Below are 21,263 nucleotides of genomic sequence, written 5' to 3' on the forward strand. Positions count from 1 at the left end.
ACACTCATCCTCCGACAACACCAACGGCATCAGCTTCGGACTCGGCATGCCCCAAGCCTACAAGCTGCACATGAATTAATAACTCAGAACACTAGGGGAGCACGGCGGTGGCCTCGACCTCGACCAGCAGGTCGGGCTCGCCGAGCGCCGCCACGCCCAGCAGCGTGATCGGCTTGACCGGGTCGACGCCCAGCTTGGCCGCGGCCCGCGCGACGCCCTCGCCCAGCAGCGGCATCTTGTCGGGCGTCCAGTCCACGACGTAGACGGTGAGCTTGGCGACGTCGTCGAAGCTGCCGCCGACGCCGGCGAGCGCGGTGGCGATGTTGAGGTAGGACTGCTCGACCTGGGCGGCGAGGTCGCCCTCCCCCACCTTCGAGCCGTCGGCGTCGCGGGCGACCTGCCCGGCGAGGAAGACGAGCCGCGAGCCGGTCGCGACGGAGAGCTGACGGTAGACGTCGGGCTTGGGCAGCCCGTCGGGGTTGTGCAAGGTAACGGCCATGTCCCGTAACATAACATAGCTATGCTATGTATGCTAGACGGCATGCCAAGGATGAAGGACCCGGCGGTCCGCTCACTCCTGATCGACCGGGCGGCGCACATGCTGCGGACCCGGCAGCCGGTCACGCTCCGCTCCCTCGTCGAGGGCACCGGCGTCTCCACCATGGCCGTCTACACCCATTTCGGCGGCATGGACGGCCTGTGGTCGGCGACGCGGCAGGAGGGGTTCACCCGGCTGGCCGCCCGGCTCTCGGCGGTCGTGCTGACCGACGACCCGGTCCGCGACCTGGCCGCGCTCGGCGCCGCCTACACCGCCGCCGCGCTCGGCGACCCCGATCTCTACCGGGTCATGTTCGACGCCGGCTTCGAGCTGGAGGACGCCGCCGCGGCGGACGCCTCCCTCCACATGCTCGTCAGCGCGGCCGGGCGGGCCACGGAGGAGGGCCGCTTCCGCCCCGGCACCGACCCCCTGGAGCTGGCCACGCGCTGCTGGGTCATCGGCCACGGGCTGACCTCGCTGGTCGCCACCGGGCCGTTGCCGCCGGAGGCGCTGGGGCACGCCGTACCCCTGCTGACCGCGCTGTTCGTCAGCGCGGGTGACGAGCGGGACCGCTGCCACCGCTCCGTCGCGGCGGGCTGGGGTCAATCACCTTAAGGGACATACACGGACATGCCATTACCCGCCCGCGGGGAGGGTGACGAGCATGAAGATCGCAATGGTGGGCCTGGGCCGGATGGGCGCGAACATGACGCGCCGGATCATGCGCGCCGGCCACGAGTGCGTGGTGTTCGACCACGCCCCCGCCGCCGTCCAGGCCCTGGCCGCCGAGGGCGCCCAGGGGACCGCCTCGATCGAGGATCTGGTACGCGCGCTGCCGGCCCCCAGAGTCGTCTGGCTGATGCTGCCCGCCGCCGTCACCGGTCAGGCGGCGCAGACGTTGTTCGGCCTGCTGGAGCCGGGTGACGTGGTCATCGACGGCGGCAACTCCTACTACCGCGACGACGTGGACCGCGCGCGGGCGGCCGGGGCGCGGGGCATCCACTACGTGGACGTGGGCACCAGCGGCGGCGTCTGGGGCCTGGATCGCGGCTACTGCCTGATGGTCGGCGGCGACGACGAGGCGGTGAAGCTGGTCGAGCCGGTCCTCGCCGCGCTGGCGCCGGGGGCGGACGCGGCGGGCCGTACCCCCGGACGGACGGGTGAGCCGTCGCCGGCCGAGCAGGGCTGGCTGCACTGCGGGCCGCCCGGAGCGGGACACTTCGTGAAGATGGTCCACAACGGCATCGAGTACGCCATCATGGCCGCCTACGCCGAGGGGCTGAGCGTGCTCGGCGGCGCGGGGGCGGGCCGGCACGTGCGTGAGGCGGACGCCGAGACGGCGCCGCTGCGCGAACCGCAGTACTACCAGTACGACGGGATCGACCTGGCCGAGGTGGCCGAGGTGTGGCGGCGCGGCAGCGTGATCGGCTCGTGGCTGCTCGACCTGACCGCCGCCGCGCTGCACGCCGACCCGGACCTGGAGCGGTTCGCCGGCCGGGTGTCGGACTCGGGAGAGGGGCGCTGGACGAGCATCGCCGCCATCGAGGAGGGCGTGCCCTCCCCCGTCCTGACCGCCGCGCTCTACAGCCGCTTCGCCTCGCAGGGGGCGGCGCTGTTCGCCGGGAAGGTGCAGTCCGCCCAGCGCAAGGGGTTCGGCGGTCACGACGAGAAGGACGAGGTCAGGCCGGGGTGAGCTCCACGAAGGACACCCCGGGCATGGGCAGGTCGAACTCCAGCGTCAGCGCGCCGGACACCCGGGCGGGCGGGGTCAGCTCGTCCAGGGTGTTCGCCGAGGCCAGTTCCTCCCACTGGCCGCCGGCGGGCCAGTCGCCGCCGCCCATCGCCTGCCACACCGCCCTGATGTTGGAGTGGCGCTCGTCGATGCGCTGATGGGTCACCACGTGCTCGCCCGCCAGTCCCGGGATCGACAGCGTGACCGTGCGGGCCAGCTCGGCGGCGCCGTCGGCCTGGGCCTGGTTGAGCGTGCCGTTCCAGATCAGGACGCCGATCCGGCCGTCGCCGTGGCGGGCCGCCCACACCTCCACGCCACCGGCGTCGCCCTCGGCGCGCGCGGCCAGCTCCTCCTCGCCCAGCCGGTGGGCCAGGGTGAGCGCGTGGTAGCGGGGCTTGCGCAGGTTGCCGACGGTCAGCAGGCCGAAGCCGCCGTGGAACAGGCGCGGCGGACGGCCGAGCTCCTCGAAGTGGTCGGAGGCCACCCAGTGCGACAGCGCCTCGATCCGGCCCGCGACCGCCTTCATGCCGTGCAGCAGGAACGTCGCGCCGAACGGGCCGTCGCCGATGCCGTGGAAGTGCGTCGGCGTGGGGCCCCACTCGGTCCACCAGATCGGCACGCCCTCCCGGCCGTGCCTGGCCAGGGCGGGCCGCCAGTCGAGAGGGGCGTTGCCGTAGGTGTGCGTGGAGACGAAGTCGAGCGCGGCGCCGGACTCGGCCACGTGCGCGAGCAGCTCCTCGACCCAGCCGTTGGCGGCCGAGGAGGGGCCGCCGACGCGCAGGTCCGGGTGGACGTTCTTCACCGCCGCCGCCGTCACGTCGTAGAGCAGGAAGTACTCCTCCGGCGTGCCGGACCAGAACACGGCCAGGTTGGCCTCGTTCCAGACCTCGAACGACCAGCGATCGATGAGCTCCTGGATGCCGTAGCGCTCGGCCAGGTGCTCCACCAGGGCCCTGACCAGGTCGCTCCACGCCTCGAAGTCCTTGGGCGGTGAGATGATCGCCTCGTAGCCGAAGACCGTCCTGGACGGATCGGTGGCCAGGTCGCGCGGCATGTAGCCGAGCTCCACGACCGGCCGCAGCCCGAACTCCATGATCGTGTCGTAGACCCGGTCGACCCGCGTGAAGTCGTAGACCGCCGTGCCGTCGACCTCCTTGTACACCCCCAGGTCGTCGCAGAGGATGGCATGGGCCCGGACGCTCTCCATGCCGAACTCCTCCCGCATCGTCCGCAGCGCCGCCGTCAGCTCGGCCCCGATGGGACGGCCGCCGGTGGTGTCCCCGGACAGCATGTGGGACAGGTGCTCGGAGCCGATCATGGCGGTCCAGGGGCGCGGCAGCGCGCGGGTGACGCGGCCGGCCTCGACCACGACCGTGACGGCGGCCGGGCCCTGCTCCGGCGCCGCCCGCACCGGAGCCGAGAAGGCGCCGGTCACCTCCATGGCGGCGATCGCCGCCACCGTGTAGGCGGCGGGACCCTGTCCGGTGTCGACATAGCGGCACTCCGGGACGGCGGGCACGTCGACGTCGGGCTGTTTGACCGACTCTCCGTCCCGGTGCACCAGGTACCCGATGGCGCCCGGTACCGGCTCCCAGGTCAGCGTCACGTGCCCGGCGCCGGGATCCGCCCGCAGCCCCTCAGGGGCCGGCAGCCGGATCTCGCCGACGGGTGTGACCTCCCCCGAGGCCTGGTAGACACGTTCCTGCCAGTCACGGCGTGCGGCATCGGCCGTACTCATCGAGATTGGTTTCCTCTTCTACTGGGAGACAGGCGGGACGCCCTCGACGTCCCATTCTTCGAGCCCCATCACCGGACGGAGCTTCGCCTCGACGGCGGGCGTGCCGAAGTAGCGGCGCATGTTGTCGCGAGCGAGCACGTTGCCCAGGGCGGCCATGACCATCCCCTGGTCCAGCGCCAGGTACCACTTCGACACCACGCCCGACCTGACCGCGACGGCGTCGTAGAAGCCGCCGGGCCCATAGGCGTCGAAGTTCTTCTTCAGCCCGGCCAGGTTCTCCATGGCCGCCTTCTTCGCGTACGGCAGAGCCAGGAAGCCGGCATGCGGCGTGACGATCCCGTCACCGTAGGCGGCCGGTTCCGGCTGGGCGGGGCGGCAGCCCTCGTAGCCGGGGTCGGTCGCGGTGCGTTCCCTGTCGGTGGTGTAGCCGGCGGCGTCCATGCCGAGCGGGTCCACGCCGTACTCGCGGTAGCCGCCGTGCGGGTCGTTGGAGGGCGAGAAGCCCCAGTAGCCGTACCTGGCCTCGCGCAGGCCGTGCTCGATCTGGGCCTGGACGAACACCGGGTGGTTGCGGCCCCAGCTGCGCGGCGCCCACTTCGACTCGGGCACCACCAGGTCGGGCATCAGCTCTTCGAACATCGAGCCGCCCCAGTTGGGGACGTAGCGCATGCCGCGGTAGCCGTACGTGCCTTCCCAGACCTTGACGCCCAGGTGCTCCTTCCAGGAGCCGACCGGTTTCTGGTCCTGCCAGGCCCAGTCGCAGGCGTTGTCGGGGAAGGTGCGGTAGATGCCGAAGTAGTGCTCGCGCGGGACCTGGCCGAGGGCGATGCCGACGTAGGTGGCGATGCGGGTCTCGGCGGGCGCGCCGTAGTGGTGGCAGGTGGAGTAGACGACGGTGCCGGTGCCGGCGTAGTCGCTCTCGACCGAGCAGCCTTCCGGCTTCTCCGGTGAGAAGCCGCCGCGCAGCAGGCCGGTGCCGGCGTCGGGGCGGGCGGCGGGGTCGTAGTAGGAGGCGAAGTTCATGGAGCGGGCCAGGCGGCCGGCCTTGCCGGCGTGCTGCGGCATGGCCTTGGGGATCATCATGAGCGCGGTGGCCAGCCAGCCGTTGTCGACGCTGGAGGCGAAGAGCTGGATGGGGTTGCCGCTGTCGGGCCAGACGCGCACGAGCTTGAGCGTGGCCGGGTCGTACCAGTTGTAGAACTGGCCGGTGGGGGTGTTGCGCTCCAGCTTCTCCAGCGCGTCCAGGACCCTGGCCACGCGTCTGGAGGCGTCGCCGGAGCCGATGAGGCCGAGGTCGCGGGCGGTGAGCGTGCTCCAGACGTAGGTGGCGATGTTGGTGGGCGAGGTGACCTTGGCCCGGGTGCGCAGGTCGCCGGTGACCTTGTCGGCGGGCAGGCCGGTGGCGGGCTCGACCATGGCGTTCATGGAGCGCCACGTGTCCTTGGCGTACTTGTAGAGGGTTAAGTCGGGGTTCGTCACGTGCGTGGGGGTGGCGGCCAGCAGGCCCGCCATGAGGGTGTTGAGCAGCATTCCGGGTGCTCCTTACTTGATGCCGGAGGTGGCGATTCCCTGGATGAAGAAGCGCTGCAGGAAGACGAAGAGGATGAGGATCGGCGCGATGACGATCACCGATCCGGCGACCAGCAGGTTGTAGTGGGTGCCTTCGGCGAAGTTGAGGATGTTGAGCGCGACCGGGAGGGTGTAGAGGTCCTCGGACTGCGCGACCACCGCGGGCCACAGGAAGTTGTTCCAGGCGCCGAGGAAGGTGATCAGGCCGAGCGTGGCCATCGCCGGCTTGCACAGGGGCAGGACGATCCTGAAGAAGATCCGGAACTCGCCCGCGCCGTCCACGCGCGCGGCGTGGATCAGCTCGTCGGGCAGGTCGGCGATGAACTGGCGCATCAGGAAGACGCCCAGCGGGTTGACCAGTCCCGGCAGGATGATGCCGAGGAAGGTGTTGACCATGCCGAGCTTCGCGATCAGGACGAACTGCGGCATCATGAGCACGATCGCCGGGACCGCCATCTGGGCCAGGACCAGGGCGAAGACGACGTTCTTGCCGCGGAAGTTCGTTTTGGCGAAGCCGTACCCGACCATGGAGCCGAACAGCAGGTTGCCCGCCACGATGGCCAGCGCCACGATCATGGAGTTCAAGAACGCCTGCCCGATGTGCACGCGTTCGAGGAGTTCGGCGTAGTTGCCCAGCGTCCAGGTCTCGGGCAGGAACGTCGGCGGGTCGCGCCTGATCTCCGGCTCGGGCTTGAACGAGCTCAGCCCGGCCCAGAGGAACGGCCCGATCACCAGGAGCAGGCCGGTGGCGAGCCCGATGTAGGTGACCACGTGCTGCCCGCGGGTGCGCTTCACCGCGACCTCCCGATCCTGAGCTGCAGCACCGCGAGCGCGATGATCACCGTGAACAGCACGGTGGCCGCGGCGCCGGCGTAGCCGTAGTTGCCGACTCCGAACTGCTTCCAGATGGCGAGCGACACCGACAGCGTCGAGTTGAGCGGCCCGCCGCCGGTCATGACCAGCGGCTCCTCCATGAACTGCAGGAAGCCGACGGTGCTGTAGATGGTGCAGAACAGGATCACCGGCCGCAGCTGCGGCACCGTGACCGACCAGAACCGCTGCCACCGCCCGGCCCCGTCGACCTCCGCCGCCTCGTACAGCTCGCGCGGGATGCCCTGGAGCGCGGCCAGGAAGACGACCATGTCGAAGCCGAACCCGCGCCAGGCCGTCATCACGATGATGGACGGCAGCGCCGTACGCTGGTCCTGCAGCCAGGCCGGTCCCTGGACGCCGACCAGTTCCAGCAGCCGGTTGACCAGTCCGGCCTCGGGCTCCAGCAGAAACTTCCAGGCGACCGCGATGCCGATGATGCTGGTGATGTGCGGCAGGTAGTAGCCGAGCCGGAAGAAGGCGGCCGGCAGCCGTCCGATCCCCGAGTTGAGCGCGACCGCCGCGGCCAGGCCCAGCCCGATCGTCAGCGGCAGGCAGACCACGACGAACACGAGCGTGTTGACCGCCGCCTTGACCATGGCCTCGTCCTGGGCCAGGCGGATGTAGTTCCGCACACCGACGGGGTCGACGCCGAGCACGTCGGCCACGTCGGTGCTGCGGAAGTCGGTGAAGCTCATCCCGAGGCCGGCCAGCAGCGGCCCGAGGTAGAACACGACGAACATGAGCAGGAACGGCAGCACGAACACCCAGCCGAGCCCGGTCCTCCGAGCGTGGATCATGACTACAGGCCGGTGCCGATCGCGTCGGCCTGCGCCTGGATGGCCTTGGCCGCCTGCTCGGGCGTGGACTTGCCGAGCGCGAGCTTCTCCAGCTCACCCTCCATGACCTTGGCCAGCTGCTCCCAGGTCGGGTAGGGCGGCGGCGTCTTGGCGTCCTTCAGCTGCTCGCCGAAGATCTTCAGCTGCGGGTCCGCGGTCAGCTCGGGCTCCTGCCAGGCCGACTGTACGGCCGGCAGCGCCTTCACCGTCGTGTACCACTTGGCCTGCACCTTGGGTTCGCTCAGCCACTGGACGAACTTCCACGCCGCGTCCCGGTTCCGCGCCTTCTTGAACACCACCAGGTCGGATCCGCCGACGAAGCTGGTGCCGCTGACCGGCCCCTTCGGGTACGGCACGACGTCGAACTTGTCCTTGAACCCCGCTCCCCCGTCGTTGTTGAGCACCCCGGCCATCCAGGGCCCGGAGACGAAGCCGCCGACCTCGCCCTTGATGAAGTTCTGCGGGAAGCCGCCCTTCGGGGTGTCGTTGGGCGCCAGCTTCTCCTGGAACAACGAGGCGTACTGCTTCAGCCCCGTGATCGCCTCAGGCGTGTCGAAGGTGTACTTGCCGTCCTTGACGATCTCCCCGCCGGCCTGCCAGATGAGCGGGACCATCTCCTGCCAGGAGCCCTCGGTGTAGCCCTGGTTGAAGCCCTTCTTGGCGCCGCCCTTGTCCTGGAGCGCCTTGATGAACGTCTTCCACTCCGCCCACGTCTTCGGCGGCTCGACGCCGGCCTTCTCGGCCTGGTCCTTGCGGTAGTAGAGGACGCGGGTCTCGACGTACCACGGCACGCCGTACGCGGTGCCGTTGACGTCGACCGTCTGCCAGGCGCCGGGGAAGAACGCGGCCTTGTCGATGAGGTTGCCGGGCGTGGGCTCCAGCGCGCCGGTCTTGGACAGCTCGCCCGCCCAGGTCGAGCCGATCATGCTCACGTCGGGGGTGGCGGATCCGGCGATCGCCGAGGTGATCTTGTCGTGGGCGACGTCCCAGCCCATCGGGGTCACGTTGACCTTCACGCCGGGGTTGGCGGACTCGAAGTCCTTCGCGAACGCGCCCAGCGCCTTGCCCTCCTCACCGATGGCCCAGACCGTGACCTCGCCCGCGACCTTGCCGGCGGCGACGTCCTTGGCCTGTTCCGGCGCCTTGTTCGCCTCGCGCCCGCATCCCGCGGCCAGGATCGCCAGCGCCAGCAGGCCGGCGGCCGAGCGCCTGGTGGTGGTGTTCATCGGGGTTCCTCCTGGGGGTGATGACCGCAGCTGGAACGGATCACCAGCTCGGTGGTCAGAGTGAGGTGGTTCGGGGTGGAGCGGGCCGCGGTGATCAGCTCGTCGAGCGCGCGGGCCGCGCGGGCGCCGAGCTCGCGCATCGGCTGCCTGATGGTGGTCAGCGCCGGGCGGGCGTGGCGGGCGGCCATGATGTCGTCCCAGCCGGTGACGGCCACGTCATCCGGTACGGCGAGGCCCAGTTCCTCGGCGGCGAGCAGCGCGCCGAGCGCCACCTCGTCGTCGGAGCAGATGATGGCCCGCGGCCGGTCGCCGGACCTGAGCAGGCGCAGTGCCGCCTGGTGGCCGTCGTCCACGGTGTAGTGGCCGGTGGGCACCGCCTCGATGGCGGCGCCGAGCACCGAACGCACGCCCTGCCAGCGCTCGTCCACGTCGTCGCCGGTGACCAGCGGCGCGCCGAGGAAGGCGAAGCGCTCGTAGCCGTGCAGGGCCAGGTGCTCGGCCAGCAGCCGGGCCGAGGCGGTGTTCTCCGCGCGCAGGGTGTCGGCTCCGGCCAGCGGCTCGCGCGAGACGAACACCAGCGGCATCCCCACCTGGATCAGCTCGGCGATGACGTCGTCCGGCGCGGTGTGGCCGAAGATCAGCAGCCCGTCCACGCGCCCGGCCAGATCCTTGACCAGGTCCCGCACCCGCGTACGCCCGGTCGTGGACAGGATGAGCACGGAGCGGCCGAGTTCGGAGGCGACCTCCTCATAGCCGAGCAGGACCTCGGTGTAGTAGGGGCCGGACAGATTGGGGAAGACGATCCCGTTGGCGGCGTGGCGGCCCTCAGCCAGGCTGACGCCGAGCCTGCTGGGCGTGAAGTTGAGCTCTTCCACGGCCTTGAGCACCTTCTCGCGCGTCTTCGACGCCACGGGACCGGTGCCGCGCAGCGTTCGCGACACCGTCGCGATCGACACCCCTGCCCGCTGGGCCACCTCGTAGATCGTCACGTCCATCGTCTGTCTCCCTCGCTGTGTAAGCGGTTACACACAACCTCGTGTAAGCGCTTACAGGAAAGGAGTGTGCCAGCCGCGTCAACTTCTCGTACAGACCCCGGCGAGTAACGGTGAGGTCACGCCGCCGCGGGTAGGTGCGATCACATGCTGTACGGCAAGGAACACGTCGAGAGATACCAGCAGACCGGCGGGGCCGAGGGCCACGACTGGAACGGCACCACGGTCCTGCTCCTGACCACCCGCGGCCGCAGGTCGGGCCGCCCCTACACCACCCCGCTCATCTACCAGAGGTACGGCGACGCCTACACGGTGGTCGCCTCCAACGGCGGCGCCACGGACCATCCCGACTGGTACGCCAACCTGCTGGCGGACCCGGAGGCCGAGGTGCAGGTCAAGGACCGGCTCTTCAAGGCGCGGGCCAGGACCGCCACCGACGAGGAGAAGCCCGGGATGTGGGGCGCCATGACCAGGGTCTGGCCCGACTACGACAACTACCAGCAAAAGACCGACCGCCCGATCCCGGTGGTCGTGCTCGAACCCGTCACCTGACGGCCGCCTCCACCACGCCGGTGGCCCGCGCGAACCGCTCCACCTCCTCGCGCGGGACGGCCCCGGTCAGGAGCACCGAGGTGGCCAGCCGGAAGACGAGCGCCCGAGCCACCATGCGGGCCCCGCCGTCCACCTGCTCGACCAGCGCGGGATCGGCCCCGTGGTAGAGGAGGCCGTCGGCGACGATCACCGCCTCCGCGTCGCCGGCGCGGAAGCTCTCTCCCCGGCCGCCGTCGGTCGGGCGGGCGGGTCCCGCGAGCCCGAAGGCGGCCAGCACGTCGTCAGAAGGTCGCATCCCGCCATCGTGGCCTAGAACGTGACCAGCGGCGCTCCGAAGGTGTCGGCGACGAAATTGACGAAGAAGAAGCCGAAGAACAGGAAGTTCAGGACAAGGATCACGTAGTGCCACGGGCGCGGGCGGGCCGGGCGCGGCAGCCTGCTGTTGAGGTAGATGAGCATGAACGGGTAGATGAGCGCGCCCAGGTTGGACAGGTTGGCCGACCACTCCACGAGGCCGACCGGCAGCGCCAGATGGATGACGATCGAGATGATCACGAGCAGCACGATCATGAACGGGTAGTAGAAGCGCCGTGGGTCGCCCTCGATCAGCGCGCGCAGGCGCGGGCTGGTGGCGTGGGCGGCGTCGGTGGTCACGCGGACCATCGCCTCGAAGATGCCGAGTTGCGTCGAGAAGAGGATCAGCACGCCGAGCACGAGCGCGACGTAGAAGAGCGCGCGGCCGTACTCGTCGCCGAGCGCGGCGGCCACGAACGTCGGGACGTTGGCCCGGGTGGGCTTCTCCCCCGACAGGGCCACGGCCTGGGCCATCAGGATCGTGGGCAGCAGCATGCCCAGCATGGCGCCGACGAAGAAGACGCCCCACATGTCCGTCAGCAGCAGCCGGTACCAGCGGCGCCACAGGCCGCGGTTGCGGTCGTCGTCGGGGAAGGTGACGCCGCTGGCCAGGATCTCCTTGCGGCCGCCGCGCAGGCCGGAGATGAAGCCTGCGCGAAAGCCCATGCCGTAGCCCTTGTCGCGGTAGTGGCCCATCACGTACCAGTTGAGGCCCGAGGCCAGCGCGGTGAACCCGGCCAGCGCGCCGAGTTGCGTGGCGGTGATGCCGGCGGGCGGCGCGGCCGGGGTGAAGAAGCCGCGGATGCCCTCCCACCACAGCGAGAACGGCACCACGAACAGGTCGATCGCCAGCAGGCCGAGCAGGATCGCGCCGACCATCACCCAGTTGGCCAGTTCGAGGGCGCGGCTGATGCGGCGGGCCGAGGCGGCGATGACGAAGACCAGGACGAGCAGGGCGATGGCCCACAACCGCGGTTCCTCGGCGCCGGCCGGGGCGATCGTGCCGTGGACGAGGGCGTAGACGCCCTGACCGGCGGAGGCGGCCCAGCCGCCCGCGATGAACGCGAAGATCACCACGAGCACGGACAGCGGCACCCACAGGAACCAGCCCGGCGGCACCCGGCCCCACCCCACGACCGGGGTCTCGCCGGTGGCCAGCACGTACCGGGAGCACTCGACGTTGTAGAACGTCTGCAGCAGCGCGGAGACCAGGATGACCCAGCCGACGCCGACGAATCCGTACTGGCCGACGTTGAGGGGACCGAGCAGCCACTCGCCGCTGCCGATGGAGATGCCGAGGGCGATCAGGCTCGGGCCGACCGCGTACTTGACCAGCTCCTTCGGCCCGATACGGGCGACCTTGAAGACCTCTTCCGGAGTGGGCAGGTCGGCGACGGTGAGATCGGGGCGGCTGACTCCGAGGGGATGCGTCATGGCAGGCCTCCTGGCTTTCAGGGTGATCCCGAACCCGGAGGCGGACAAGACCCATTTGGCCGTATGGAACCGCGGTCGCCGGGTCGTTCGTTGGCCCGGCATGGCTGACATCCCCTATGACCGGAAAGAACAGTTCAAGCAGATCGAGAGTGGCCTGATGCCCGGCGAGCAGATCATCGCCGTCTACGACGCGATCGGGGCGGGCACCGGCTTCCTCGGGCTGACCGACCGGCGGGTGATCGTCCAGGACAAGTCGTTCGTGGGCAAGCGGATCGCGATCACGAGCATCCCGTACAGCAAGATCTCAGCGGTGAGCGTGGTCAGCAACAAGTCGTTCGCGGGCAGCTTCTTCTCCTCGGGGGCGATCGCCATCCACGTCGGGACGCACACCTACGAGGTGGACTTCCGCGGCGACAACAAGGCCCACCACGTGCACAACGTCATCCTCCACCACATCTCCCGCTGACGCCGGCTCACACCAGGGACGAGTACAGATCCAGGGTGCGGGTGGCGATGTGTCCCCAGGAGAAGTGCTCGACGGCCCTGGCCCGGCCGGCCAGGCCCAGGTCGCGCGCGCGGCCCGGGTCGGCGAGGACGGCGTTGACACGCTCGGCGAGGTCGGCGGCGAAGCGATCGGGGTCGTGGGGCTCGCCGTCGGGGCCGCCGGAGAGGGGGACGAGCAGGCCGGTCTCGCCGTCGGCCACGACCTCGGGGATGCCGCCGGTGGCGGTGGCCACCACGGCGGTCTCGCAGGCCATGGCCTCCAGGTTGACGATGCCCATCGGCTCGTACACCGACGGGCACACGAACACCCGGGCGTGCGTGAGCAGCTGGATGACCTCGGGCTTGGGCAGCATCTCGGAGATCCAGACGACGCCGTCGCGGGCCCCGGCCAGGCCCTCGACCAGGCCGGTGACCTCGGCGGCGATCTCGGGTGTGTCGGGCGCGCCCGCGCACAGCACGATCTGCGCGCCCGGCGCGAAGGACCGCGCCGCGCGCAGGAGGTGGACCAGCCCCTTCTGGCGGGTGATCCGGCCCACGAAGATCACGTACGGCCGCGCGGGGTCGATGCCGTGCTTTTTCAGGACGTCGAGGCCCGGGTCCGGCGCGTACTCGACGGTGTCGATGCCGTTGTGGATCACGCTCACCCGGTCGGGCCCGATCTCGGGATAGGCGGCGAGCACGTCGGCGCGCATGCCCTCCGACACCGCGATCACCGCGTCGGCCGAGGCCAGGGCGGTGCGCTCGGCCCAGGAGGAGACCGTGTAGCCGCCGCCGAGCTGCTCGGCCTTCCACGGCCGCAACGGCTCCAGGCTGTGAGTGGTGACGACGTGGGGCAGGCCGTAGAGCATCTTGGCCAGGTGGCCGGCGAAGTTCGCGTACCAGGTGTGGGAGTGCACGACGGACGCCCCCTCGCAGGCGGCGGCCATCTCCAGGTCGACGCCCAGCACCTGCAGCGCCGCGTTGGCCGTCTCCAGCCCGCCCGGCACCCGGTAGGCGGACACGCCGGGCTCCTGGCGGGCCGCGCCGAAGCAGCGCACCCGCACGTCGGCCAGCCGGCGCAGCTCGCGGGCCAGGTATTCCATGTGGACTCCGGCTCCGCCGTAGACCTCCGGCGGATACTCCCGGCTGAGCAGATCGACGCGCACGGAGCCCACCTTAACCAAGGTCGGCGGCAGGACGCAGCGCTCGGTCCGCGAGGTTGTTCGTACTTGCCGGATTTCGGGGTAGCTTCCTGGTCATGACGTCCCCCAGGGTTCTCGCGGTGGTGCTGGCCGGTGGAGAAGGCAAGCGGCTCATGCCGCTGACGGCGGACAGGGCGAAACCGGCGGTGCCCTTCGGCGGGATGTACCGGCTGGTGGACTTCGTGCTGTCCAACCTGGCCAACGGCGGCTACCTGAAGATCGTGGTGCTCACGCAGTACAAGAACCACAGCCTCGACCGGCACGTGTCGCGCACGTGGCGGCTGTCGGCGATGCTGGGCAACTACGTGACGCCGGTCCCGGCGCAGCAGCGGCTGGGCCCGCGCTGGTTCTCGGGCTCGGCCGACGCGCTGTTCCAGAACCTCAACCTGATCTACGACGAGATGCCCGAGCACGTGATCGTGTTCGGCGCCGACCACATCTACCGGATGGATCCGCGCCAGATGGTCGCCCAGCACGAGGCGTCGGGCGCGGACGTCACGGTGGCCGCGATCCGGCAGCCGCTGTCGCTGGCCGACCAGTTCGGGGTCATCGAGACCGACCCGGCCGGACGCAAGATCGTGGCTTTCCGCGAGAAGCCGAAGGACGCGGTGGGCCTGGCCGACTCGCCCGACGAGGTCTACGCCTCGATGGGCAACTACGTGTTCAAGACCCAGGCGATGATCGACGCGGTGCGCGAGGACGCCCTCGACCCGACCAGCAAGCACGACCTGGGCGGCAACATCATCCCGATGCTGGTGAAGTCGGGCGTGGCCGATGTCTACGACTTCGCCAACAACGTGGTGCCGGGCTCCAGCGAGCGCGACCGGGGGTACTGGCGCGACGTCGGCACGCTCGACGCCTATTACGAGGCCCACATGGACCTCATCGCCGCGCACCCGGTCTTCAACCTGTACAACGACCGCTGGCCCATCTTCACCGGCCACGACCCGCTGCCTCCGGCGAAGTTCGTGCACAACGACGGCGACCGGGTGGGCCGGGCGATCGACTCGCTCGTCTCCCCCGGCGTGATCGTCTCCGGCGGCACCGCGGTCCGCTCGATCCTGTCGCCGAAGGTGGTCCTCCACTCGCACTCGCTGGTGGAGGACTCGGTGCTGATGGACAACGTCAAGGTCGGCCGGGGCGCGATCGTGCGGAAGGCGATCGTCGACAAGAACGTGGTGATCCCGGACGGCGCCAGGATCGGCTTCGACCTGGACTACGACCGGACGCGCTTCGCCGTGACCAGGGGCGGCGTGGTGATCATCGGGAAGAACGAGATCGTGGACCGCTGATCCACAGCACCCGTCCGCCCTCGACGGGCACCGGCTTGTAGGCGGAGAACAGCGCCGCCTCCTGCAGCCCCTCGACGGCGGGCGAGCGCACCACGGCGGTGCGCGGGTCGAGGCCGAGAGCGTCCCAGTCGATCTCCAGCTTGACGTCGGCCGGCCCGTCGTGCCAGCTGCCGATGGCGACGAGGGAGCCGGCAGGCCCGACGTAGGTGGTCGCGCGGGCCTGCGACGAGGCCCGGACCGGCGCCGAGGGCGACCAGTAGCCGTACATCGCCGCGGACGGCAGGTCGCAGGCGTCGAAGAGCCGCCACATGCTCCGCGGGTCGCCGCCGCCGCCGCCGTAGACCCGGCTGGTCATGCCGTAGACGAGGCCGCGCCAGGGGTGCCCGCCGTCCTGCAGCATGTCGCCCATCACGCCGAACGGGATGCCACACGTCTCGACCAGCCACTGGTCGGGGTGCGCGCTGTAGTCGAAGTACTCGCCGAACCACAGCCGGTCCACGTACGGCATGTGCTCCAGGTAGAGGTTGGCGCTGCTGGCGTAGCCGTCCTTGGCGTTGAACTGGTTGGCCGAGTGCAGGTCGATCAGCGGGGCGGGCCGCTGGTCCAGCACCCGCCTGACGCGTTTCATCACCTCGCGGTCGAAGCCGAGGTCGTCGAGGTAGATGCCGTCGACGCCGACGTTGCGCACCAGCCAGTCCAGGCCCTCGACGTAGAAGTTGTGCCAGCGCGACTGGCCGCTGGTGATGAGCGAGGAGTCGTCGGTGGCGGTGGCGAACCAGGCGGGCAGCCGCCCGTCGCCGACGTGCTCGCGCGACCAGGCGCCGCCGCCGCCCGGCCCGGCGGCGAGCACCTCGTCGCCCAGGCTGAGCAGCGCCCACAGCTCGGGCGCCCGTGTGGTCAGCTCGCGCACCGTGTAGTAGACCTTGCCGCGCAGGCCCGCCGCGTGCAGTTCGTCCACGTACTCCTTGAGCCGGTCGACGGCCAGGAACGGGTAGTTGATGTAGGGGTTGACCTCGGTGGCGTGGTGGGTGTTCACCACGGTGGCCCCGGCCTCCAGGACCTCGCGGGCGGGCCGGTAGGCGTGGAAGTAGCGTTCGCGGAAGTGGGCGGCGGTGTCGATCGGCTTGAACGGGGTCAGCGTCAGCCGTACGTCGAAGCGGAGCCTTTCCCCTGCCGCCATGCGCCGCGGCCCGCCGTAACAGAGCAGTCGCTCGTCGTCGAGGCGGACGCCGCCGCGCCCGCCGTTGTGCCACGAGCCGGGCAGCACGAGCGGACGCTGGTGGTAGAAGTTCGTGTTGAGCGGGCGCGTGTAGTGCTCGTCGCTCAGCCTGACCTGCACGCCGGCGTTGACCGCGCCGACCCATAGCGCGTCCTGGTTGCGGCTGACGTCCCAGCGCCAGTCGAGCTCGGCGCGCGCCCCTCCGGGCCGCCCCAGCCCCATCTGGTACGGCAGCGCCGCCAGCGGCACGCTCAGCCGGGTGTCGTCCAGGTCGGCATCGGCATGCGCGGACAGGTCGAGCCGGTATTCCAGCGTCCCGTCGAACTCCAGCCGCCCGTCGAGGTCGAGCGTCAGGTCCCCGGCCCGCCAGCGCGACACCCAGGTCACGGCCGCGGCGCTCCGGGAGGTGATCCGCCACCCGTCGCTCGCCCACGCGTGGCCGGGCACCTCGAAGCCGACCGGCCCCGACAGCACCTGCACGGCCTCCTGCCCGAGCGTCACCTCGAGCGTGAAGTACGAGGTCAGGGCGGCGGGCAGCCCGTCGGGGCCGAGCGTGACCGTGCGGCCGAGCACGCCGAGCCGCGCGCCGTCCACGGTGACCGGCGTGAACGGGCGCACCACGGTGTCGTCGGCGAAGCGCCGGGAGTCGAGCCAGCGCAGCCGTGACAGCTTGGCCGGATCGCCGTCGCCGTGGTCGTCGGAGGTCCGATCGCTGAGCTCCACCACGAAGTCGACCGTCAGCGGCTGCTCACCCTCCGTGAACACCCGGACAGTGAACTCGCTTTCGGAAATGAGCGCTCCGCACCAGAGCGCTTGCACTGTGTGCGCGCTCACATCCAGGCGCCGGGTGAAGTCGCGGCCGAGGTGGTCGGTGCCGCCGAGGGTGTGACAGGTGAAGCCCGGCAGGTCGCATTCCACGCGGACGTCGCGCAGGGGGCGGGAGCCGTACACGCCGATCTGGAAGGCGAGGTGGTCGCCGCGGTCGGCCCGCAGCCGGACGGGGCCGGGCTCGCGCTCCAGCCAGCGGGCGGGCAGGGCGCGCATCCGGATGGGGTGCTCGCGGCTCTCGCCGAACGCGAGGAAGCCCTCCTGCGCGGGGGCGGGACGCTCCATGTCGGTGTAGCGGTCGTGCTCGGTGCGGGCCTCGTAGGACTCCACCACGCACGTGCCCGAGGGGCCTTCGGGCAGGTCACCGGTGGGCGGGAGGTACTCGTGCTGAGGGTACTGCGGGGTCGCCGCGTTCTCGTACGCAGTGTAGTAGAGAACGTAGCGTCCCCTGCCATGGGTGGGCGCGAAGGCGTAGCCGCCGGGGACGGCGTGCGCGCGGCCGGCCTCCTCGCCGCCGGCCGTTCGCACGAGGCCGGAGCCCCGGTGGTGCTGGGGCGGGATCCATGGCACGGGCACCGTCACCAGCGGGCTTTCCGTCTCGACCAGGACGGTCACGCGGTGGTTGCCGAGCTCGACGGGAGCCCAGAAGGAGACGGCCTCGTGGGGTTGCAGCATGGCGGACAGGCTAACGTGTGCCCAACGGTGATTAAAGATGTCTCTTTCATAAATACTGCGAACACTATTGACCAGGGCGGTTGGCATCTCGCACGATGTCGGATCAATCCCCCAATAATCCGGACGAAGGTGAGACGTGACGACGGTCGAGTCGGCAGTGCGCCCCCCACAGGGGCAACGCCGTACCGAGGGCGAGGCGAGCGGGAAGCGCGCCGGGCGCTGGCGTAGGGACAAGACCCTGTTCTTCCTCGCCTTGCCGGGTGCGCTGTACTTCGTGTTGTTCTTCTACATCCCGCTGCTCGGCAACGTCGTGGCGTTCCAGGACTACGCGCCGTTCCTGGGGTTCACCGGGAGCTCGTTCGTCGGGTTCGAGAACTTCACCGCGATGCTCGCGGACGAGGCCTTCTGGAAGGCGGTCGGCAACACGCTGGAGATCACCCTTCTCCAGCTGTTCCTGTACTTCCCCGCGCCGCTGGCGCTGGCGCTCCTGCTGCACGGCATGCTCGGCAACCGGCTCAAGCGCCTCGTGCAGACCGTGGTCTACCTGCCGCACTTCATGTCGTGGGTCATCGTCGTGGCCATGTTCCAGCAGGTCTTCGGCGGCGCGGGTTCGCTCAACATGTTCCTGCGCCAGAACGACATCGGCATCTTGAACATCATGAACAACCCCGACACGTTCTCCCTGCTGATGACCAGCCAGGTCATCTGGAAGGACTGCGGGTGGGGCACGATCATGTTCCTGGCCGCCCTGGTCGCCGTGGACCAGAACCTCTACGAGGCGGCGGCCGTGGACGGCGGCGGCAAGTGGCGCAGGTTGTGGCACGTGACGCTGCCCGGCATCAGGCCCGTGCTGATCATGCTGTTCATCCTGCGGCTGGGTGACATCCTCTCGGTCGGCTTCGAGCAGATCCTGCTGCAACGAAAATTCGTCGGCGCCAACGCCTCAGAGGTGATCGACACCTACGTCTTCTACAACGGCGTGATCGACGGCAACTGGGGGATCAGCACCGCCGCCGGCCTGATGAAGGGCATCATCGGCGCCGCGCTGATGCTCGCGGCCAACAAACTCGCGCACCGGCTCGGAGAGCAGGGGGTCTACAACCGATGAGGAATCCGTTCGCGCTGCCCCCGATGCCGCCGTGGATGGAAAAGCCCACGATCCTCGGCCGCGCCACCAAGGGCATCGCACTCACGATCATCTGCGTGCTCGTCCTCTACCCGTTCGTGCTCGCCGTCGGCACCAGCCTGGCCGGCGCCGACGAACTGCGCGCGGCCGGCGGCTGGGTGCTCATCCCATCAGAGCCGACGCTGGAGGCCTACCAGGTCCTGATGTCGGGCGGCGTGGTGACCAAAGCCGCGCTCGTGACGGTCGGCGTCACGGTGATCGGCACCGCGCTGAGCATGCTCGCCACCATCATGATCGCCTACGGCACCAGCCGCCCCGGCTCACTCGGCAGCCGCTGGATCGTGCTGATGATGCTGGGAACGTTCCTTTTCGCACCGGGAATCATCCCGAGCTTCCTCATGGTCAAGCAGCTCGGCATGCTCGACACCTACGCCGCTCTGGTCCTTCCGGTACTGCTCAACGCCTTCAACGTGATCGTGGTCAGGCAGTTCTTCATGAACGTGCCCGACGAACTGCTCGACGCCGCCCGCATGGACGGCGCCACCGACATGACGATCCTGCGCAAGGTGATCCTCCCGCTGTCGAAGGCGGTGCTGGCGGTCGTCGGCCTCTTCTACGCCGTCAGCTACTGGAACGCCTTCTTCAACGCGATGCTCTACGTCCAGTCGGACAAGTATCCGCTGCAGATGATCCTGCGCTCCTACATCATCGAGGCCGGCGAGATGAACGCCGGTGACCTCGGCATCGCCCACCTGCCTCCGGGTCAGGCGATCAAGATGGCGGTCCTGGTCTGCGCCGTGGCCCCCATCGTCTGCGTCTACCCCTTCCTCCAGAAGTACTTCGTCAAGGGCGTCCTCACGGGCGCCATCAAGGGCTAAAAGGAGCCTGCACATGAACCTCAACCGGCGTTCCTTCCTGGGCCTGGCCGGGCTGACCGCGGCCGTCGCGGTCACCGGTTGCTCCACCTCGGGCGGCGGCACTGCGGGCTCCAAGGCCGGGGCCGCGGGCGGCCCGCTGAAGATGCCCACGTACGTGCCGTTCGCGGGCCCGACCCCCGACCTGCCCGGCAACGCCCAGGGCCTGGACCCGGGCTTCCTGAAGTTCCCCGCGAGCCCGGTGAAGTCGGTCAAGGCGGTCCCCGGCGACGGCTCCACGATCACCGGCCTGACCTACTACGACGGCCCGATCGTGCCCCAGATGAGCGGCAACGCCTTCTGGCAGGAGGTCAACAAGCGCCTCGGCGTCACCTTCCAGCTCGACACCGGCAACGACGAGGGCTACCCGACGAAGTTCAACACGATCGTCGCGGGCGGCGACATCAAGGACTTCATGTGGGTGGCCCCGAACCAGGGCCTGACCAAGATCGCCCAGCTCGCCGAGGCGAAGTTCGTCGACCTGACGCCGTTCGTCTCGGGTGACGCGGTCAAGGAGTACCCGAACCTGGCCAACTTCCAGGAGATGACCTGGCAGGCCGCGGTGATGAACGGCAAGATCTGGGGCGTCCCGGTGCCCTACAGCTTCTTCGGCCAGGTCTACGCCGGCAACAAGAAGTCCTGGGACTCCGTCGACGGCTTCACCGCCAAGTCCCCCGACGAGCTGGTCGAGAAGTTCAAGCAGCTCACCGACGCCAAGGCCGGACGCTGGGCGCTGGAGCCCGCCTACGTCAACGCCGTCGCCCAGTTCAACCAGATCTTCCGCGGCGTCAACACGTGGAAGCTGGAGGGCGGCAAGCTCACCCACATGTTCGAGACCCAGGAGTACGTCTCGGCCATCGAGATGGCGATCAAGGCGTTCCAGGCCGGTGTCTTCTACCCGGACCCGAAGATCACCGACATCGCGTCGAAGGTCGCGCAGGGCACGGTCGCGGCGCAGGTCCTGTCGGGCGCGGGCTGGGTCGGCGTCCCCAACCAGCCGGGTTACGGCACCGCCTGGGAGATGACCACGTTCGTCCCCTTCGGCCACGACGGCGGCAAGGGCGTGCACAACCTGGCCAGGGGCTCGGTCGGCTTCACCGGCATCAGCAACAAGAACGACGAGAAGAAGACCAAGATGCTGCTCAAGGTGCTGGACTACCTGGCCGCGCCGTTCGGCAGCGAGGAGTGGTTCTTCCTCAACTACGGCGTCGCCGGAACCCAGCACAAGATGGAGAAGGGCGCGCCGGTCAAGACCAAGGAGGGCGAGACCCAACTGGCCTTCAGCAACCAGCTGAAGTTCATGACCCAGTCGCCCGAGTTCCTCTACTACCCGGGCATGGACGAGACCACCAAGGCCATCCACACCGCCCAGCAGCAGTTGCTGGAGATCTCCCAGCCGAGCCCGATCCTCGGCCACTACTCCGAGACCAACATCGACAAGGGCCAGTCGCTCACCTCGAAGGTCTACGAGTACATCGAGGACGCCGTCACCGGCCGCCGGCCGCTGACGGACTTCAAGTCGGTCGTGGAGGAGTGGAAGAGCGGCGGCGGCGACAAGATCCGCAAGGAGTTCGAGGAGTCGATCGCCAAGGCGGGCTGATCTTCGCCGGGGCCGGTGTGGACTGCCACACCGGCCCCTCGCGTATCCAGGCGTCCGAAACTCTCCCCCAAACCCCGCCG

General features: G+C 69.6%; 19 protein-coding genes. 8 read left to right on the forward strand and 11 right to left on the reverse strand.

The features are described 5' to 3' along the window. Positions 1–91: 91 nt before the first annotated feature. Positions 92–499 carry a RidA family protein gene (locus tag ACIBHY_RS13835; RefSeq protein ID WP_397243484.1) on the reverse strand — a complete coding sequence of 136 codons (408 nt, stop codon included), beginning with the start codon at positions 497–499 and terminating at the stop codon, positions 92–94. Between the two features lie 42 nt (positions 500–541). Here ACIBHY_RS13835 and ACIBHY_RS13840 point away from each other — a divergent pair, with 42 nt between their 5' ends. Beyond that, positions 542–1,153, forward strand: a complete 612-nt coding sequence (locus ACIBHY_RS13840; protein WP_397243482.1) for a TetR/AcrR family transcriptional regulator — start codon at positions 542–544, stop codon at positions 1,151–1,153. 49 nt (positions 1,154–1,202) lie between these two features. Then, a complete protein-coding gene (gene gnd, locus ACIBHY_RS13845; RefSeq protein ID WP_397306819.1) occupies positions 1,203–2,231 on the forward strand; it encodes a phosphogluconate dehydrogenase (NAD(+)-dependent, decarboxylating) in 1,029 nt (342 codons plus the stop codon). Here gnd and ACIBHY_RS13850 read toward each other — a convergent pair. From ACIBHY_RS13850 to ACIBHY_RS13875, 6 genes are read right to left on the reverse strand one after another with little or no spacing between them, the layout of a single operon-like run. Continuing rightward, positions 2,218–4,008 (reverse strand): hypothetical protein, encoded by a 1,791-nt coding sequence (locus ACIBHY_RS13850; RefSeq protein ID WP_397243478.1) that lies wholly within the window; start codon positions 4,006–4,008, stop codon positions 2,218–2,220. The genes gnd and ACIBHY_RS13850 overlap by 14 nt on opposite strands. A gap of 18 nt (positions 4,009–4,026) precedes the next feature. Beyond that, a complete protein-coding gene (locus tag ACIBHY_RS13855) occupies positions 4,027–5,538 on the reverse strand; it encodes a glucoamylase family protein (protein ID WP_397243476.1) in 1,512 nt (503 codons plus the stop codon). A gap of 12 nt (positions 5,539–5,550) precedes the next feature. Continuing rightward, the gene (locus ACIBHY_RS13860) at positions 5,551–6,372 is read right to left on the reverse strand and encodes a carbohydrate ABC transporter permease (protein ID WP_397243474.1); all 822 of its coding nucleotides are present in this window, start codon (positions 6,370–6,372) and stop codon (positions 5,551–5,553) included. Beyond that, positions 6,369–7,247 carry a carbohydrate ABC transporter permease gene (locus ACIBHY_RS13865; protein ID WP_397243472.1) on the reverse strand — a complete coding sequence of 293 codons (879 nt, stop codon included), beginning with the start codon at positions 7,245–7,247 and terminating at the stop codon, positions 6,369–6,371. Before ACIBHY_RS13865 ends, ACIBHY_RS13860 begins: the two co-directional genes overlap by 4 nt. Before the next feature lie 2 nt (positions 7,248–7,249). Further along, positions 7,250–8,512 (reverse strand): sugar ABC transporter substrate-binding protein, encoded by a 1,263-nt coding sequence (locus tag ACIBHY_RS13870; RefSeq protein ID WP_397243470.1) that lies wholly within the window; start codon positions 8,510–8,512, stop codon positions 7,250–7,252. Next, positions 8,509–9,507: a LacI family DNA-binding transcriptional regulator gene (locus tag ACIBHY_RS13875; protein ID WP_397243468.1), complete on the reverse strand. Its 999-nt coding sequence runs from the start codon at positions 9,505–9,507 to the stop codon at positions 8,509–8,511. The genes ACIBHY_RS13870 and ACIBHY_RS13875 overlap by 4 nt, the downstream gene beginning before the upstream one ends. Positions 9,508–9,651: 144 nt before the next feature. On the opposite strand from ACIBHY_RS13875, the gene ACIBHY_RS13880 reads away from it, so the two are divergent. After that, positions 9,652–10,056, forward strand: coding sequence for a nitroreductase family deazaflavin-dependent oxidoreductase (locus ACIBHY_RS13880; RefSeq protein ID WP_397243466.1), 405 nt, complete (start codon positions 9,652–9,654; stop codon positions 10,054–10,056). Here ACIBHY_RS13880 and ACIBHY_RS13885 read toward each other — a convergent pair. Together ACIBHY_RS13885 and ACIBHY_RS13890 are read right to left on the reverse strand one after the other, a co-directional pair. After that, a complete protein-coding gene (locus tag ACIBHY_RS13885) occupies positions 10,049–10,351 on the reverse strand; it encodes a hypothetical protein (protein WP_397306820.1) in 303 nt (100 codons plus the stop codon). The genes ACIBHY_RS13880 and ACIBHY_RS13885 overlap by 8 nt on opposite strands. 14 nt (positions 10,352–10,365) lie before the next feature. Then, a complete protein-coding gene (locus ACIBHY_RS13890) occupies positions 10,366–11,844 on the reverse strand; it encodes an Nramp family divalent metal transporter (RefSeq protein ID WP_397243462.1) in 1,479 nt (492 codons plus the stop codon). Between the two features lie 100 nt (positions 11,845–11,944). On the opposite strand from ACIBHY_RS13890, the gene ACIBHY_RS13895 reads away from it, so the two are divergent. After that, on the forward strand, positions 11,945–12,310 hold the full coding sequence (locus ACIBHY_RS13895; RefSeq protein WP_397243460.1) for a PH domain-containing protein: 366 nt from the start codon (positions 11,945–11,947) through the stop codon (positions 12,308–12,310). A gap of 7 nt (positions 12,311–12,317) precedes the next feature. Here the strand turns inward: ACIBHY_RS13895 and glgA are convergent, their stop codons facing one another. Further along, complete coding sequence (gene glgA, locus ACIBHY_RS13900) at positions 12,318–13,493, reverse strand: glycogen synthase (RefSeq protein WP_397243458.1); 1,176 nt, start codon at positions 13,491–13,493, stop codon at positions 12,318–12,320. A gap of 92 nt (positions 13,494–13,585) precedes the next feature. On the opposite strand from glgA, the gene glgC reads away from it, so the two are divergent. Next, the gene (glgC, locus tag ACIBHY_RS13905) at positions 13,586–14,821 is read left to right on the forward strand and encodes a glucose-1-phosphate adenylyltransferase (RefSeq protein WP_379623734.1); all 1,236 of its coding nucleotides are present in this window, start codon (positions 13,586–13,588) and stop codon (positions 14,819–14,821) included. Here glgC and ACIBHY_RS13910 read toward each other — a convergent pair. Beyond that, positions 14,790–17,543 carry a glycoside hydrolase domain-containing protein gene (locus ACIBHY_RS13910; protein WP_397306821.1) on the reverse strand — a complete coding sequence of 918 codons (2,754 nt, stop codon included), beginning with the start codon at positions 17,541–17,543 and terminating at the stop codon, positions 14,790–14,792. The genes glgC and ACIBHY_RS13910 overlap by 32 nt on opposite strands. Positions 17,544–17,679: 136 nt before the next feature. On the opposite strand from ACIBHY_RS13910, the gene ACIBHY_RS13915 reads away from it, so the two are divergent. From ACIBHY_RS13915 to ACIBHY_RS13925, 3 genes are read left to right on the forward strand one after another with little or no spacing between them, the layout of a single operon-like run. Continuing rightward, on the forward strand, positions 17,680–18,651 hold the full coding sequence (locus ACIBHY_RS13915) for an ABC transporter permease (protein WP_397097121.1): 972 nt from the start codon (positions 17,680–17,682) through the stop codon (positions 18,649–18,651). After that, positions 18,648–19,547 carry a carbohydrate ABC transporter permease gene (locus ACIBHY_RS13920; RefSeq protein WP_397243454.1) on the forward strand — a complete coding sequence of 300 codons (900 nt, stop codon included), beginning with the start codon at positions 18,648–18,650 and terminating at the stop codon, positions 19,545–19,547. Before ACIBHY_RS13915 ends, ACIBHY_RS13920 begins: the two co-directional genes overlap by 4 nt. A gap of 13 nt (positions 19,548–19,560) precedes the next feature. Further along, positions 19,561–21,183 carry a substrate-binding domain-containing protein gene (locus ACIBHY_RS13925; protein ID WP_397306822.1) on the forward strand — a complete coding sequence of 541 codons (1,623 nt, stop codon included), beginning with the start codon at positions 19,561–19,563 and terminating at the stop codon, positions 21,181–21,183. The last annotated feature ends 80 nt before the right edge of the window (positions 21,184–21,263 follow it).

Origin of the sequence: Nonomuraea sp. NPDC050547, assembly GCF_044457345.1 — a bacterium.
GTDB lineage: Bacteria > Actinomycetota > Actinomycetes > Streptosporangiales > Streptosporangiaceae > Nonomuraea.

What these genes read in the sequence shown, in the direction of transcription:
- ACIBHY_RS13835 (WP_397243484.1), bottom strand. Translation starts at nt 499, where the DNA reads ATGGCCGTTACCTTGCACAACCCCGACGGGCTGCCCAAGCCCGACGTC.
- ACIBHY_RS13840 (WP_397243482.1), top strand. Translation starts at nt 542, where the DNA reads ATGCCAAGGATGAAGGACCCGGCGGTCCGCTCACTCCTGATCGACCGG.
- gnd (WP_397306819.1), top strand. Translation starts at nt 1,203, where the DNA reads ATGAAGATCGCAATGGTGGGCCTGGGCCGGATGGGCGCGAACATGACG.
- ACIBHY_RS13850 (WP_397243478.1), bottom strand. Translation starts at nt 4,008, where the DNA reads ATGAGTACGGCCGATGCCGCACGCCGTGACTGGCAGGAACGTGTCTAC.
- ACIBHY_RS13855 (WP_397243476.1), bottom strand. Translation starts at nt 5,538, where the DNA reads ATGCTGCTCAACACCCTCATGGCGGGCCTGCTGGCCGCCACCCCCACG.
- ACIBHY_RS13865 (WP_397243472.1), bottom strand. Translation starts at nt 7,247, where the DNA reads ATGATCCACGCTCGGAGGACCGGGCTCGGCTGGGTGTTCGTGCTGCCG.
- ACIBHY_RS13870 (WP_397243470.1), bottom strand. Translation starts at nt 8,512, where the DNA reads ATGAACACCACCACCAGGCGCTCGGCCGCCGGCCTGCTGGCGCTGGCG.
- ACIBHY_RS13875 (WP_397243468.1), bottom strand. Translation starts at nt 9,507, where the DNA reads ATGGACGTGACGATCTACGAGGTGGCCCAGCGGGCAGGGGTGTCGATC.
- ACIBHY_RS13880 (WP_397243466.1), top strand. Translation starts at nt 9,652, where the DNA reads ATGCTGTACGGCAAGGAACACGTCGAGAGATACCAGCAGACCGGCGGG.
- ACIBHY_RS13885 (WP_397306820.1), bottom strand. Translation starts at nt 10,351, where the DNA reads ATGCGACCTTCTGACGACGTGCTGGCCGCCTTCGGGCTCGCGGGACCC.
- ACIBHY_RS13890 (WP_397243462.1), bottom strand. Translation starts at nt 11,844, where the DNA reads ATGACGCATCCCCTCGGAGTCAGCCGCCCCGATCTCACCGTCGCCGAC.
- ACIBHY_RS13895 (WP_397243460.1), top strand. Translation starts at nt 11,945, where the DNA reads ATGGCTGACATCCCCTATGACCGGAAAGAACAGTTCAAGCAGATCGAG.
- glgC (WP_379623734.1), top strand. Translation starts at nt 13,586, where the DNA reads ATGACGTCCCCCAGGGTTCTCGCGGTGGTGCTGGCCGGTGGAGAAGGC.
- ACIBHY_RS13910 (WP_397306821.1), bottom strand. Translation starts at nt 17,543, where the DNA reads ATGCTGCAACCCCACGAGGCCGTCTCCTTCTGGGCTCCCGTCGAGCTC.
- ACIBHY_RS13920 (WP_397243454.1), top strand. Translation starts at nt 18,648, where the DNA reads ATGAGGAATCCGTTCGCGCTGCCCCCGATGCCGCCGTGGATGGAAAAG.
- ACIBHY_RS13925 (WP_397306822.1), top strand. Translation starts at nt 19,561, where the DNA reads ATGAACCTCAACCGGCGTTCCTTCCTGGGCCTGGCCGGGCTGACCGCG.